Genomic DNA, 13,924 nt, shown 5'->3' with positions numbered 1-13,924 from the left:
CGGACCATTCCCGAAATGCGGGCGTGCGCAGGGCAACTGAGGGTCTTTCCGGGAGACGCTTTCTCGCCGATCGACCGGGAACGGGACCCGGGGCGTCTTCCGCGGAGGATCACATGCGCAATCCACGTGCCCTGGCGGCCGCCGGCGCCGCGGTCGCCGTCCTCGGGCTCGCCGCCCCGGTGGCGGTCGCCGACGCCGGCCGGGTTCCCAGCCCGTCCAACATCGTCGCCCTGCCCAGCGTCATCGCCCGCGGCGGCCAGCTGACCATCACGGTCGACGGCTGCCCCAACGGCGGCACGGCGACCTCCAACGCCTTCCCCCGGACGGAACTGACGCCCATCAGCGGTGCCAACGACACCTCGAAGGGCGTCGCCACCATCGACGCCGACGCCCGTCCCGGCCCCTACGACATCACGGTCCACTGCTCCGGCCGGAGCCTGACCCGGCCGGCCGCCTTCACCGTCATCGGCGGGGTCCGCGGCGGTATCGGCGGCAGCAGCACCATCGGGGCGACCCCGACCGACATGGCCATCGGCGGGGCCCTGGTGACCGCCGCGGTCGTCGGCAGCGGTCTCTTCTGGATGCGCCGCCGCGCCGAGAGGCGGATCTGAGCCGCTGTCCCCTTCGGGCCGCCGTTTCGCACGAGTGCGCACGCCGCCGGCCCCGGATCCCGCGGGATCCGGGGCCGGCGCTCTGCTCCCCGCGGGCGGTGTCAGCCCTCGATGTGCGGGAAGAGCCGCAGGAACGGGTCCGCCGACGCGGCGAGGCCCCGGCCGTAGGGGGCGTCGAAGTCCCAGATGAGGAAGAGCAGGAAGGCGATCAGCGCGGAGAACAGCCCGGCGAGGACCATCTCCCGGGTGGTGCGCCGGATCTGCAGCGCGAAGATCATCCCGATGGTGATGGCGGCCCCGGAGATCAGCCCGAACCACACCACGCCCGGCATGATCTCCCCGGTCGACTCGGCCCGCGCGCTGCGCGCCTCGTCGGCGGCGGCCACCTGGTCCACGAGCGGCTGGTAGGCCTGCGCCTCGAAGTCCGTCCGCGGCTCGTAGTCGGTGACGTCCCGGCGGACCCGGTCGAGCAGTTCGGTGCCGCGCTCGGTGACCCGGCCCTCGTCGGCCATGGCCCGCCACTCGGTGGTGACGACGTGTCCGACATAGGCGTTGACATCGTCCCGAATGCGGTCGCGCACCTCCACGGGGTAGACCCGTACCCGCTCCGAGATCTCGTGCAGTGCCACCGCCTCCGCCCGTACGTGCTCCTGGGCGGCGCTGCGTCCCTCCCAGACACCGGCGATGGCGAGACCCAGGACGATGGCGTACACCACGCCGATCCACATCGTCATGTACTCGATGACGTCCGGGGTCTCGCTGGGATCCTCGTCGTCGGCCGCCCTGCGGTGCCGTACGAGGGTGATGACCACCACGACGACACAGGCGGCGAGCATCGCGAGGGTGAGAACAAGCCATTCCGGCAAGAGGTGCCTCCAGAAGGGGTCGGATCGGTCCGGGCCTCAGCGCGGACGCAGCGCGGCGACGGCGACCACGGCGGGTGTCGTGATGAGCAGGACGAAGGTGAGCGGCGACGTGGCGCCGCCGGAGGGCCGCCGGACCGGGGCCGCTCGGTACCGCGGGTAGTGCACGGGTGTCACGGACGGACGCGGCTCCGGTGTGGCCGACGGTTCCGGAGCCGGTGACGGCGGCGGCGAGGGGCGCGGGCGCGGCGGGGGGGTGGGAGTCGGCGTCGGACGGACGGCCGGCGGGGCCGGACGGGCGGCTGGCGGGGGCGGCGGGGGCGGCGGCTCGGGGGGCGGGACCGGGCGTGGCTTCGGCGGCGGGAGCGGTGTGACCGGTGCGGGTTCGGGCGGGGGCGGCGGCTTCGGAGGAGGCGTGGGTGTGGGGGTGGGTGTGGGTGTGGGTGTGGGGGACGGTGGCGGCGGTGAGCAGACCGGGGGGTCGGTCCAGGTGACGTGCCCCGCGACCGCCACCGCCTGCGTGCCGCCCGGCCCCGTCGAGGCGTACGCGCAGGAGTCGGCCACGGCCGTGCCGGGTGAGCCGACGAGCGTCCAGATCAGCGTCGTCACGGCCAACGCGCGTGCGGTGGTGCGGGATTGGGTCGGTACGAGTGCTTGCACGTTGAGGATCATGAGTCGTGCGTCGCCGGGACGCGCCCGGGATCCGGGGTGATTGCCCCGAAGGAGTTAACAAAAGAAATCCGGGCCGCCGTTGAACACGACCCGTGTCCCCGTGCGTACCCATCGTCGAGCGGCGGCACAGCAGGGCGCTGCAACACCCTTGCGATGATCTGGAGTTGACGATGAAGACCTCCTGGCGGACCGCCTCGCTGGTGGCGAGCGCCGCGGCGGTGCTGGCCCTGACCACGGCGTGCGGACAGGAGAGCCCGCCGCCCGCCTCCAGCCAGAACGTCGGTGCCACGGCCGGGGCCGGGGACCTCGGCAGCATCGGCACCGGCGCGGGCCAGGCGGGAGGCGGTGGCGCACAGGCACCGGCGGGCCCTTCCGACACGGCGGGTGAGCTGAACGTCTCCACCAACGCCGAACTGGGCAAGGTGGTGACCGACAACCTCGGTCTGACCCTGTACCGCTTCGACCAGGACACCGCCGAGCCGCCCGCCTCCAACTGCGAGGACGACTGCGCCAAGACCTGGCCGCCGGTGCCCGCCGACGACGCCACGGCCGGCGAGGGCATCGACAAGTCGCTGCTCGGGTCGGTCGTCCGGGCCGACGGCACCGAGCAGCTCACCGTCGCCGGCTGGCCGGCCTACCGCTACGTCAAGGACGTCAACGCCGGTGACGTCAAGGGCCAGGGCGTGGGCGGCAAGTGGTACGCGCTGAACCCCGAGGGCAAGAAGGCGCAGGCCGCCGACCGGCCCGGCCTGTCCATCCGCGAGGACCCGGAGCTGGGCGAGATCGTCGTCGACGGGAACGGCATGACCGTCTACCGCTTCATGAAGGACGAGGCGTGGCCGAAGCCCGTGTCGGCCTGCACCGGCGCCTGCCTGGAGAAGTGGCCGGTGGTCTCGCCGGTCGACTTCGCGGACACCGAGGGCATCCGGAAGAAGGGCTACATGACCTTCACCCGCCCGGACGGCGCCGACCAGCAGACGATCGACTGCTGGCCCATCTACACCTTCGCCGGTGACAAGGCTCCCGGCGACACCAACGGTCAGGGCGTCGGCGGCACCTGGTACGCCGTACGGCCCGACGGAAAGCCGGTCGGCGCGCCGGAGAAATAACAACCTCCCGGGGTGTCGTCCGCTCCGGACGCCGCCGACCGCGTGTCCGCCCCTCCGCAGCTTGCGGAGGGGCGGACCGTTTTGCCGTGATTCACCGGCACCCATGGAATTATCGGAGCTCTTCTCCGCGTACCTCTCGGCGTGCCGGAACTCTCCGGAATGTCACGGCCGCATGTCGTCACGCTTTCGCGGTGGCCGAATAGGCACGTGCCACTGGCAGTGACCGGGAACGGATGGTCAATTTCCGTTTGGGGTCGCTCCTTTGGCGGACGATCAGTAGCCTCTGCTCGAACACCGGATCGCCTACGTCTTGGAGAGCTACATGGAGCGTCCCGCCTGGGCCCCTCGGAGCATCGACATCTCGGTGCCCAGCGTCTCCCGGATGTACGACTACTACCTGGGCGGTTCGCACAACTTCGAGGTCGACCGGGAAGCGGCCCGCAGGGCCATGGAGTTCATGCCGGGCCTGCCCAAGATCATGCAGGCGAACCGTGCCTTCATGCGGCGGGCGGTGCGCTTCGCGGCCGGTGAGGGCATCACCCAGTTCCTGGACATCGGTTCCGGCATCCCGACGTTCGGCAACGTCCACGAGGTGGCGCAGGCGGCCGTACCGGACGCGCGGGTGGTGTACGTCGACCACGACCCGGTGACCGTGGCGCACAGCCAGGCCGTTCTGGAGGGCAACGAGGGCGCGGACGTCGTCGCCGCGGACCTCCGCAAGCCGAGGGAGATCATCGACAGTCCCGAAGTGCTGCGGTTGATCGACCTGAATCGGCCAGTGGCGCTCCTTCTCGTTGCCATACTGCACTTCGTGGAAGACGCGGACGACCCGTACGCGGCGGTGGCCGAACTGCGCCAGGCCCTCGCGCCCGGCAGCATGCTGGTGCTCACCCATGCCTCGTACGAGGGAATCCCGCTGCCGGCGGAGCGGGCCGAGGGGGCGGTGGACGTGTACCAGGACATTCGCAACCCGCTGATCATGCGCACGCGCGAGGAGATCGCGCGGTTCTTCGAGGGGTACGACATGGTGGAACCCGGACTGGTGCCGATGCCGCAGTGGCGGCCGGACACCGCACCGGAGGACGAGGATCCCTACGCGTTCTCCGGTTTCGCGGGCGTGGGGCGTACGGCGTGAGCGCGGAGCCGGACGGGCCGGAGGACAGACTGCGCCGGTTCGCGACGATCTGGAGCCGGGCGGTCTTCCCGGTGACCTCGACGTCGGCGACCCGCCCGGAGTTCGAGGAGCGGCTGCTGCCGGTGGCCCGGCTGCTGAGCGAGGCGCTGCGGGCCCGGTCGTTCGACGCGGACGCGGGCCGGACGGCCGGGGCCGCGCTGGTGGAGGCGCACTGCACCGACCCGGAGGCGCTCAGCCGGACCCTGGACTGCGTGGACGCCTATCTCGTCCTGTACTGCGGCGAGGACGGCGACCGGGAGGATCTGCGGGCGCGCTCCGCGAGGCTCCAGCACGCCATGGCCGCCGGGTTCGCGCAGGCGCTGCGCGAGCGGACGCTGGCCGAGCAGGAGGCCGTCGCGCGGGCCGCGCTGGAGGCCCAGGGCGTGGTGGCGCAGGCGCTGCACGCCACCGAGGCCCGGTTCCGCGCGGTGTTCGAGGGCGCGGCCATAGGGATCGGCATCGCCGACCTGGAGGGCAACATCCTTCAGGTCAACGGCGCGCTGCGGCGCATGTTCGGCCTGTCCGAGCATGCCTTGCGCGGCCGCAAGGTCAAGGAGTGGGTCCACCCCGACGACGCTCCGCAGACGTGGCGGCTCTACGACGAGCTGGTGCGCGGCGAGCGCGAGCACTACCACCTCGAAAAGGCGTTCTACCGCCCGGACGGAACGGTCCTGTGGACCAATCTGACGGTGTCCCTGCTGCGCGACGCCGACGGCGACCCGCAGTACCAGCTCGCCCTCATGGAGGACACCACCGAGCGGCGGCTGCTCAACCTCCGGCTGCGGTACGAGGCCACCCACGACGCGCTGACCGGGCTGCCCAACCGGGCGTTCTTCTTCGAGCGGCTGGAGAAGGCGCTCGGCGCCGGCGAGGGCCAGCGGTTCGGGCTGTGCTACCTCGACCTGGACGGCTTCAAGACCGTCAACGACAGCCTCGGGCACGCGGCCGGCGACCGGATGCTCGTCGAGGTCGCCGACCGGCTGCAGGCCTGCGCCACCGCGTCCGGCGAGATGGTGGCCCGGCTCGGCGGCGACGAGTTCGTGGCCCTGACCACCGGCCCCGACACCGAGCGGACCGTCGACGAGCTCGCCGCCCGCATCATGAACGCGCTGCTCGCCCCGATCAGCGTGGACGGCCGGGAGCTGACCGTGCGCGGCAGCATCGGCATCGTCGAGGGACCGGCCGGGGAGCGCAGCGCGGCGGAGGTGCTGCGCAGCGCCGACATCACCATGTACCGGGCCAAGTCGGCGGGCGGCAACCGGTTCGAGCTCGCCGATCCGGAGGCCGACGCCCGCGCCATCACCCGGCACGGGCTCACCACGGCGCTGCCGACGGCCCTGGACCGGGGTGAGTTCTTCATCGAGTACCAGCCACTGGTGCACCTCGGCGACGGCAGCGTGCGGGGCGCGGAGGCGCTGGTGCGCTGGCTGCACCCGCAGCACGGGGTGCTGTCCCCGGACCGGTTCATCCCGCTCGCCGAGCACACCGGGCTGATCGTTCCGCTGGGCCGCTGGGTGCTGGAGCAGTCGGTGCGCCAGGCCCGTGAGTGGCGGGACCGGCACGGGGGTGAGGCGCTCGGCCCGCTGCGCATCAACGTGAACCTGTCGCCCTGCCAGCTCACGCATCCCGGGCTGGTCCAGGACACGGTGGACATCCTGGAGCGCACCGGCGTGGCCCCCGACGCCCTGTGTCTGGAGGTGACCGAGTCGGCGCTGATCGGCGCGGACGACGACCTGCTGAAGCCGCTGCGGCGGCTGGCGGAGATGGGCGTCGACATCGCCCTGGACGACTTCGGCACCGGCTACTCCAACCTGGCCAACCTGCGCCGGCTCCCGGTGAGCATCCTGAAGCTGGACCGCTCCTTCACCCAGAGCATGCAGCAGTTCCCGGCCGACCCCGTCGACCTGAAGATCGTCGAGGGGATCGTCTCCCTGGCGCACAGCCTCGACCTGGCCGTCACGGTGGAGGGCGTGGAGACGGGGGCCCAGGCCGAACAGCTCCGCGTCCTCGGCTGCGACACGGCCCAGGGCTGGTACTACGCCCGCCCGGGCCCGCCGGAACGGCTGCACGAGCTGGCGCTGGTGGACGCGACGGGCTGAGCCGCGCCCGGCAGCCCGGGGGTGCGGGTCGCACGGCGGCTGCGGGCCGACTGCGGCCCGCAGCGCCCGAGCGGCGGAGCCGCACAGGTGCCGGCCCCGCGCCCCTGAGGGCATATCGCTCACGCACGGACGAGGAGCAGGTGGAAATGGTCCAGGGAGCAGACTCGGTGAGCGCTGCGATCGAGGGTGAGCTGCGGCTCCTGGACCCGGCCGTACGCTCTTCGCGCGCCGAGGTCGCGCGTCTGCTGGACCCGGAGTTCACCGAGGTCGGCGCCTCGGGCCGGCGCTACACGTACGAGGAGATGCTCACCGAACTGCACGAGCACCCGGGTGGCTCGGCGGGCGGCCCGGTGTACGAACCGTCGGAGATCACCGGCGTCCTCCTCGCACCCGGCGTGGTCCACCTCACGTACGAGACCCGCTTCGACGGTCGGCGGGCCCGCCGCAGCTCCCTGTGGCGCAGGCGTGACGGGGAGTCCGGCTGGCGCCTGTACCACCACCAGGGCACTCCGGTGCCGCCGGACACCCCCTAGGCTCCGGTGCGGGCGGCCTCGGCCGCCGCCGTCGCCGCGCGCACCAGTGCCGCGGTTGCCGTCGAACGGGACTGCTGCGGCCAGGCGAGGTCGAGGACGACGGCCGCCCGGCTGCTGCTCGACGGCTCCTGGACCGGCCGGGCGGACGTCCCGGTGGTCGGGCCCGACGACCTCACCCCCGAGGGCATGGCACGGGTCGTCTCCGATGTGCTGGGCCGCCCGGTGCGGGTGCGGCAGATCACCCCGGAGGACTACCGGGCCGGGGCCCTGCGCTTCGGGGCGAGCGAGGACATGGCCCGGGGACTGGCCGACATGGCATCGGCGATGGACGAACAGGGCTATTACGGGATCACCGAACCCAGCACGCCCGGGACCGCGCCCACGGGCTTCCGGCAGTGGTGCGAGACGGTGCTCAGGCCGGCCGTGCTCTCCTGAGCCCGGGCCTGAGCCCGGGCCCGTGTCCGCACCCGGGCGCCCGAGCCCGAGCCCGAGCGCCCGAGCCCGAGCCCGCGCGCCCGAGCCCGGTGCCGTCGTCCGGGCCCGTGCCGTGCCCGAGCCCCGTCGCGGCGCCCGCATGCGGCTCGCTCAGCGCTCCAGCAGCATCCGCTGCAGCTCGCGGGCCGCGCGGGGCGGGGCCACGTCGCTGCGGTGGGCCAGGGCGATGGCGCGGTGCAGGCCCGGACGGGCCAGCGGGGTGACGCGCAGTCCGTGGCCGGAGCGGGCGGCCACCATCCGCGGCACCACCGCCACTCCCAGCCCCGCCCGTACGAAGCCCAGTACCGCGTCCATCTCGCCGCCCTCCACCGCGAATCCGGGCTCGAAGCCCTCCGCCCGGCACGCCGCCACGGTCAGCTCGCGCAGGTCGTAGCCGTGCCGGAACATCACCAGGCGTTCGCCCTCCAGGTCGGCGACGCGCACGGCGCGCCGGCCCCGTCCCGGCCGCGGGGCGTCCGGGGAGGAGACGACCACCAGGTCCTCGCGCAGCAGCTCCACCGTGGTGAGCGCGGGGGAGGGGGTCGGCAGCGGCAGGACCACCAGGGCCAGGTCGAGGGCGCCGCGGGCCAGCTCCCGCACCAGGTCGTGGGAGCCGCCCTCCTCGACCAGCAGCCGGACGCCGGGATAGCGGTCGTGGAAGGCGCGCAGCACGTCCGGCAGCAGTCCGGTGCACAGGCTCGGCGTCGCGCCCAGCCGCACCCGCCCGCTGCGCAGCTGCGCCACCTCCTGCACCTCGTGCCGGGCGGTGTCCGCGTCGGCGAGGATCCGCCGGGCCAGCGGCAGCAGCGCCTCACCCGCGTCGGTCAGCGTGATGTTCCCGCGCGCCCGCCGGAACAGGTCCGCCCCCAGCTCCCGCTCCAGCGCCTTGATCTGCTGCGACAGCGACGGCTGCGCGACGTGGACCAGCTCCGCGGCCCGGGTGAAGTGCCGGGTCTCGGCGACGGCCACGAAGTACTGGAGCTGCTGGAACTGCATGCACTCAGCATAGGCTTTCCCTATCGGAACGAGCCGGACCATGTCTTGGACCGATGGGGCCTTCCGGCCCTAGCGTCTGGTGCCATGGCTCTGGCAACGCGGACGGACCGACGGCCGTCCATGGCACGCACCGTGTGGGACTCGACCGTCGGCAAGAAGACAGTGATGGCGGTCAGCGGCCTGATCATGCTGCTGTACCTGGTCGCCCACATGATCGGGAACCTGAAGATCTTCTTCGGGGCCGGCGAGTTCAACCACTACGCCCACTGGCTGCGCACGGTCGGCGAACCGTTCATGCACTACGAGTGGACGCTGTGGCTCGTCCGCGTCGTCCTCGTCGTCGCCGTGGTCGCCCACGCCGTCTCCGCCTACCAGCTCAGCCGCCGCGACATCAAGGCGCGCCCCAGCAAGTACGTGCACAAGAAGGCACGGGCGAGCTACGCCACGCGCACCATGCGCTGGGGCGGCGTCATCCTCGCCCTGTTCATCGTCTGGCACCTCCTCGACCTGACCACCGGCACCGTGCACTCCGGCGGCTTCGAGACCGGCAAGCCCTACCAGAACGTCGTGGACACCTTCTCCACCTGGTACGGCAACGTCGTCTACATCGTCGCGATGCTCGCCGTCGGCCTGCACGTCCGGCACGGCTTCTGGAGCGCCGCCCAGACCCTCGGCGTCGGCAGCCGCACCCGCGACCGCGCCCTCAAGACCATCGCCAATGCCCTCGCACTGCTGCTCACGGCCGGCTTCCTCGCCGTCCCCGTGGGCGTCATGACCGGAGTGGTGAGCTGACCATGACCTCCTACACCGAGTACGCGACCGGCGAGCCGGTCGCCGACACCAAGGCCCCCGCGGGACCGGTCCACGAGCGCTGGGACAAGCGCCGCTTCGAGGCCAAGCTGGTCAACCCCGCCAACCGGCGGGGGAAGACCGTCATCGTCGTCGGCACCGGTCTCGCGGGCGGCTCGGCCGGTGCCACGCTCGCCGAACAGGGCTACCGCGTCGTCCAGTTCTGCTACCAGGACTCCCCGCGCCGCGCCCACTCCATCGCCGCGCAGGGAGGCATCAACGCGGCGAAGAACTACCGCAACGACGGCGACTCGGTCCACCGCCTGTTCTACGACACCGTCAAGGGCGGCGACTTCCGCTCCCGCGAGTCCAACGTCCACCGCCTCGCGCAGATCTCCGTCGAGATCATCGACCAGTGCGTGGCCCAGGGCGTGCCCTTCGCCCGCGAGTACGGCGGACTGCTCGACACCCGCTCCTTCGGCGGCGTCCAGGTCTCCCGCACCTTCTACGCCCGCGGCCAGACGGGCCAGCAGCTGCTCCTCGGCGCCTACCAGGCGCTCAGCCGGCAGATCGCGGCCGGGAACGTCGAGATGCACCCGCGCACCGAGATGCTCGACCTGATCGTCGTCGGCGGACGGGCCCGCGGCATCGTCGCCCGGGACCTGATCACCGGGAAGATCGACACGTACTTCGCGGACGCCGTCGTCCTCGCCAGCGGCGGCTACGGCAACGTCTTCTACCTGTCGACGAACGCCATGAACTCCAACGCCACCGCGATCTGGCGGGCGCACCGGCGCGGCGCGTACTTCGCCAACCCCTGCTTCACCCAGATCCACCCCACCTGCATCCCGCGCACCGGCGACCACCAGTCCAAGCTGACGCTGATGAGCGAGTCGCTGCGCAACGACGGCCGGATCTGGGTGCCGAAGGCCAAGGGCGACACCCGCCCGGCCCACCAGATCCCCGAGGACGAGCGCGACTACTACCTGGAGCGCATCTACCCCTCCTTCGGCAACCTCGTCCCCCGTGACATCGCCTCCCGCGCCGCGAAGAACGTCTGCGACGAGGGCAGGGGCGTCGGCCCCGGCGGCCAGGGCGTCTACCTGGACTTCGCCGACGCCATCGAGCGGATGGGCCGGGAGGCCGTCGAGGCGAAGTACGGCAACCTCTTCGACATGTACCAGCGGATCACCGACGAGGATCCGTACGAGGTGCCGATGCGGATCTACCCCGCCGTGCACTACACGATGGGCGGACTGTGGGTCGACTACGACCTCCAGACCACCGTCCCGGGCCTGTTCGCGATCGGCGAGGCCAACTTCTCCGACCACGGCGCCAACCGGCTCGGCGCCTCCGCGCTGATGCAGGGCCTGGCCGACGGCTACTTCGTCCTCCCGGCCACCGTCAACGACTACCTGGCCCGCAACCCGCAGCGGGAGGAGGTGACCGACGAACACCCGGTGGTGCAGGAGGTGCTGGCCGAGACCGAGGACCGGCTCAGCCTGCTGCTGTCCGTCGACGGCGACCGCACCCCCGACTCCTTCCACCGGGAACTCGGCGAACTCATGTGGGAGTTCTGCGGCATGGCCCGCACCGACTCCGGACTGCGCAAGGCCCTCGAGCGCATCCCGCAGATCCGCGAGGAGTTCTGGCGGCGCATCAAGGTCCCCGGTACCGGCGAGGAGTTCAACCAGTCCCTCGAGAAGGCCAACCGCATCGTCGACTACCTGGAGCTCGCCGAGCTGATGTGCCTCGACGCGCTGCACCGCTCCGAGTCCTGCGGCGGCCACTTCCGCGAGGAGTCCCAGACCCCCGACGGCGAGGCCGCGCGCCGGGACGACGAGTTCTCCTACGCCGCCGCCTGGGAGTTCACCGGCACCGGCGAGGCTCCCGTCCTGCACAGGGAAGACCTGGTCTTCGAGTACGTCCACCCCACCCAGCGGAGCTACGCATGAAGCTCAACCTGCGCGTCTGGCGGCAGAAGAACGCCGGCGCCGACGGCGCCATGTCCACGTACGAGGTGGACGGCATCTCACCCGACATGTCCTTCCTGGAGATGCTCGACACCCTCAACGAGGAGCTCATCCTCAAGGGCGAGGACCCGGTCGCCTTCGACCACGACTGCCGCGAGGGCATCTGCGGCGCCTGCTCGCTCGTCATCAACGGCGACGCCCACGGGCCCGAGCGCACCACCACCTGCCAGCTGCACATGCGGTCCTTCAAGGACGGCGACACCATCGACGTCGAGCCGTGGCGGGCGTCTGCCTTCCCGGTCGTGAAGGACCTGGTGGTCGACCGGTCCGCCTTCGACCGGATCATCCAGGCCGGCGGCTACATCACCGCGCCGACCGGCTCCGCGCCCGAGGCCCATGCGACGCCCGTGCCGAAGCCGGACGCGGACCTCGCCTTCGAGCACGCGGAGTGCATCGGCTGCGGGGCGTGCGTCGCGGCCTGCCCCAACGGCGCGGCGATGCTCTTCACCTCCGCGAAGATCAACCACCTGAACGTGCTGCCGCAGGGGGCGCCCGAGCGGGAGACGCGGGTGCTGGACATGGTGGCGCAGATGGACGAAGAAGGGTTCGGGGGGTGCACCCTCGCCGGCGAGTGCGCCACCGCGTGCCCGAAGGGCATTCCGCTCACCTCCATCACCGGCATGAACAAGGAGTGGTTGCGGGCGGCGCGGAAGGTATCCAAGCGGTAGCGCCGTCGCACGGACGGTCGTCGCCGGACCGCGGGCGGCCGCCGGCCGCCCGCGCCCACGCGGCGGAGCCGCACCATGTCACGCCCCGCGCCCCTTTCGGGGCGCTTCACCGAACGTTCGCCGGACGTGCGGACGGACGGGGCCGGGAGAGGTGCTCCTCCCGGCCCCGTCTCGCTTTCCGCTCCGGTCATTCAGCATCTCCACATCCGCACTCCCGGCTCCGGTCACGTACACGCCAACCCCGGTCGGAAGAACAGGGGTGTCCCCACCCCGCTCCGGCGCGTGATCAGGAGAGAGCCATGACCGGCGTACTGACCGTCGACCACCCCCCGCAGCCCGCCGCCCCCACCCGCTACACCGTCACCCTCGCCCGCGACGAGGAGGACGTGCGCGCCGCCCAGCGGCTGCGGTACGACGTCTTCGCGGGGGAGATGGGCGCCCTGCTGGCCACCCCGCAGCCGGGGCTGGACGTCGACCCCTTCGACGCCTACTGCGACCACCTGCTCGTGCGTGAGGAGGTCAGCGGCCAGGTCGTCGGCACCTACCGGCTGCTGCCGCCGGAGCGCGCCGGGATCGCCGGGCGGCTGTACGCGGAGGCCGAGTTCGACCTGTCGGGGCTCGACGCGATACGGCCGTCACTCGTCGAGGTCGGCCGCTCCTGTGTGCACCCCGACCACCGCGACGGCGCGGTCATCGGACTCATCTGGGCCGGTATCGCCCGCTACATGACCGATCACGGCCACGCCTGGCTGGCCGGCTGCTGCTCCGTCCCGCTGGCCGACGGCGGCGCGCTCGCCTCCGCCACCTGGAACCGGGTGCGGGCGGGGCACCTCGCGCCCGAGGAGTACCGGGTGCGCCCGCTGCTGCCCTGGCTGCCGAGCACCTCGGCGCCCGCCGCGCCCTCCGAGCTGCCGGCCCTGCTGCGCGGCTACCTCCGGCTCGGCGCCTGGGTCTGCGGCGAGCCCGCGCACGACGTGGACTTCGGTGTCGCCGACCTCTACGTGCTGCTGCCGATGAACCGGGTCAACCCCCGCTACCTGCGGCACTTCCTCTCCCTCGTCCCCGCCTGATGAGCGCCTGGCTGCCGAGCGCGCCCTGCACCCCGCGGGGCTGTGTGGAACCGACGGCGTCCGCGGCGGCCGTACCACTGGCGGTGCTGCGGCTGGCGGCGGTGGGCCTGCTGGTCCTCGCCGGGATCGCGCTGCTCCCGCTCGGGCGGCGGATCCCGGCCGGCGCGGTGCGCCGGTGGTGCCGGTGGATCGTACGGGCCGCCGGGGTCCGGGTCCGTATCGACGGGGCCGCCGTGCCCACGGGCGGACTGCTGCTCGTCGCCAACCACATCTCCTGGCTGGACGTGCCGCTGCTCGCGGCGGTCCGTCCGGCCCGGATGCTGGCCAAGACCGAGATACGGCGCTGGCCCGTGGCCGGGGCGCTGGCGGCGCGCGGCGGCGTGCTGTTCATCGACCGCGACCGGCTGCGCGCCCTGCCGGACACGGTCGCCGCGCTCGCCGGGATCCTGCGCGGCGGCGCGGCGGTCGCGGCGTTCCCGGAGGGCAGCACCTGGTGCGGCCGGGCCCGGGGGCACTTCCGCCGCGCGGTCTTCCAGGCGGCGCTGGACGCCCGGGTCCCGGTACAGCCGGTGCGCATCAGCTACCGGAGCGCGTGCGGGACCCCGGCCACCGCACCGGCCTTCGTCGGCGACGACACGTTCCTCGCCTCACTGTGGCGCGTGGCGTCGGCCCGTGGCGTGGTCGCCGAGGTCGAGGTGCGGGCCCCCGTCCGGCCGGGGAGTCACAGCGACCGCCGCGCCCTGGCGCACGCGGCGCAGCCGGAGGAGGTGGCGGGACACGCGGGAGGTCACCACGAGTGAGCACTGCGGAAAATCAAGCATTATTTGTCGCTT

The 13,924-nt window shown here is 72.5% G+C and carries 13 protein-coding genes and 1 pseudogene; 11 read left to right on the top strand and 3 right to left on the bottom strand.

The genetic code is table 11. The features are described 5' to 3' along the window. Window positions 1-113 precede the first annotated feature (113 nt). Window positions 114-611: a hypothetical protein gene (locus AB0A94_RS11490; RefSeq protein WP_361742372.1), complete on the top strand. Its 498-nt coding sequence runs from the start codon at window positions 114-116 to the stop codon at window positions 609-611. A gap of 101 nt (window positions 612-712) precedes the next feature. Here the strand turns inward: AB0A94_RS11490 and AB0A94_RS11485 are convergent, their stop codons facing one another. Both AB0A94_RS11485 and AB0A94_RS11480 read right to left on the bottom strand, forming a co-directional pair. Then, window positions 713-1,477, bottom strand: a complete 765-nt coding sequence (locus tag AB0A94_RS11485) for a hypothetical protein (RefSeq protein WP_361742369.1) — start codon at window positions 1,475-1,477, stop codon at window positions 713-715. A gap of 36 nt (window positions 1,478-1,513) precedes the next feature. Then, window positions 1,514-1,642 (bottom strand): hypothetical protein, encoded by a 129-nt coding sequence (locus AB0A94_RS11480; protein WP_361742366.1) that lies wholly within the window; start codon window positions 1,640-1,642, stop codon window positions 1,514-1,516. A gap of 674 nt (window positions 1,643-2,316) precedes the next feature. On the opposite strand from AB0A94_RS11480, the gene AB0A94_RS11475 reads away from it, so the two are divergent. The 5 genes and pseudogenes from AB0A94_RS11475 to AB0A94_RS11455 all read left to right on the top strand — a co-directional run. Next, window positions 2,317-3,255, top strand: coding sequence for an SCO0930 family lipoprotein (locus AB0A94_RS11475; RefSeq protein ID WP_361742654.1), 939 nt, complete (start codon window positions 2,317-2,319; stop codon window positions 3,253-3,255). Window positions 3,256-3,577: 322 nt separating this feature from the next. Continuing rightward, a complete protein-coding gene (locus tag AB0A94_RS11470; RefSeq protein WP_361742363.1) occupies window positions 3,578-4,390 on the top strand; it encodes an SAM-dependent methyltransferase in 813 nt (270 codons plus the stop codon). Beyond that, window positions 4,387-6,528, top strand: coding sequence for an EAL domain-containing protein (locus tag AB0A94_RS11465; protein WP_361742361.1), 2,142 nt, complete (start codon window positions 4,387-4,389; stop codon window positions 6,526-6,528). The genes AB0A94_RS11470 and AB0A94_RS11465 overlap by 4 nt, the downstream gene beginning before the upstream one ends. 146 nt (window positions 6,529-6,674) lie before the next feature. After that, window positions 6,675-7,061 (top strand): DUF4440 domain-containing protein, encoded by a 387-nt coding sequence (locus AB0A94_RS11460; protein ID WP_361742358.1) that lies wholly within the window; start codon window positions 6,675-6,677, stop codon window positions 7,059-7,061. 99 nt (window positions 7,062-7,160) lie between these two features. Beyond that, window positions 7,161-7,496 (top strand): annotated as a pseudogene (locus AB0A94_RS11455) (NmrA family transcriptional regulator); the annotation flags it as partial. A 150-nt stretch (window positions 7,497-7,646) separates the two neighbouring features. Here AB0A94_RS11455 and AB0A94_RS11450 read toward each other — a convergent pair. Continuing rightward, window positions 7,647-8,531, bottom strand: a complete 885-nt coding sequence (locus tag AB0A94_RS11450; RefSeq protein WP_361742355.1) for a LysR substrate-binding domain-containing protein — start codon at window positions 8,529-8,531, stop codon at window positions 7,647-7,649. Window positions 8,532-8,651: 120 nt separating this feature from the next. Here AB0A94_RS11450 and AB0A94_RS11445 point away from each other — a divergent pair, with 120 nt between their 5' ends. The 5 genes from AB0A94_RS11445 (at window position 8,652) to AB0A94_RS11425 (ending at window position 13,891) form a co-directional block, all read left to right on the top strand. Next, on the top strand, window positions 8,652-9,323 hold the full coding sequence (locus AB0A94_RS11445) for a succinate dehydrogenase (protein ID WP_361742352.1): 672 nt from the start codon (window positions 8,652-8,654) through the stop codon (window positions 9,321-9,323). Between the two features lie 2 nt (window positions 9,324-9,325). Further along, entirely contained in the window at window positions 9,326-11,275 is a 1,950-nt protein-coding gene (locus AB0A94_RS11440) for a fumarate reductase/succinate dehydrogenase flavoprotein subunit (RefSeq protein WP_361742349.1), read from the top strand. Beyond that, window positions 11,272-12,021 (top strand): succinate dehydrogenase/fumarate reductase iron-sulfur subunit, encoded by a 750-nt coding sequence (locus AB0A94_RS11435; RefSeq protein WP_361742346.1) that lies wholly within the window; start codon window positions 11,272-11,274, stop codon window positions 12,019-12,021. The genes AB0A94_RS11440 and AB0A94_RS11435 overlap by 4 nt, the downstream gene beginning before the upstream one ends. A 299-nt stretch (window positions 12,022-12,320) precedes the next feature. After that, a complete protein-coding gene (locus AB0A94_RS11430; protein ID WP_361742343.1) occupies window positions 12,321-13,091 on the top strand; it encodes a GNAT family N-acyltransferase in 771 nt (256 codons plus the stop codon). After that, window positions 13,091-13,891: a lysophospholipid acyltransferase family protein gene (locus tag AB0A94_RS11425; RefSeq protein WP_361742340.1), complete on the top strand. Its 801-nt coding sequence runs from the start codon at window positions 13,091-13,093 to the stop codon at window positions 13,889-13,891. Before AB0A94_RS11430 ends, AB0A94_RS11425 begins: the two co-directional genes overlap by 1 nt. Window positions 13,892-13,924: the final 33 nt, after the last annotated feature.

Source organism: Streptomyces sp. NPDC044984 (assembly GCF_040646935.1).
In the GTDB taxonomy this organism is placed as follows: domain Bacteria; phylum Actinomycetota; class Actinomycetes; order Streptomycetales; family Streptomycetaceae; genus Streptomyces.
Note: the sequence above shows the minus strand (reverse complement) of the source record. Positions and strands in the feature narration are given on the sequence as shown.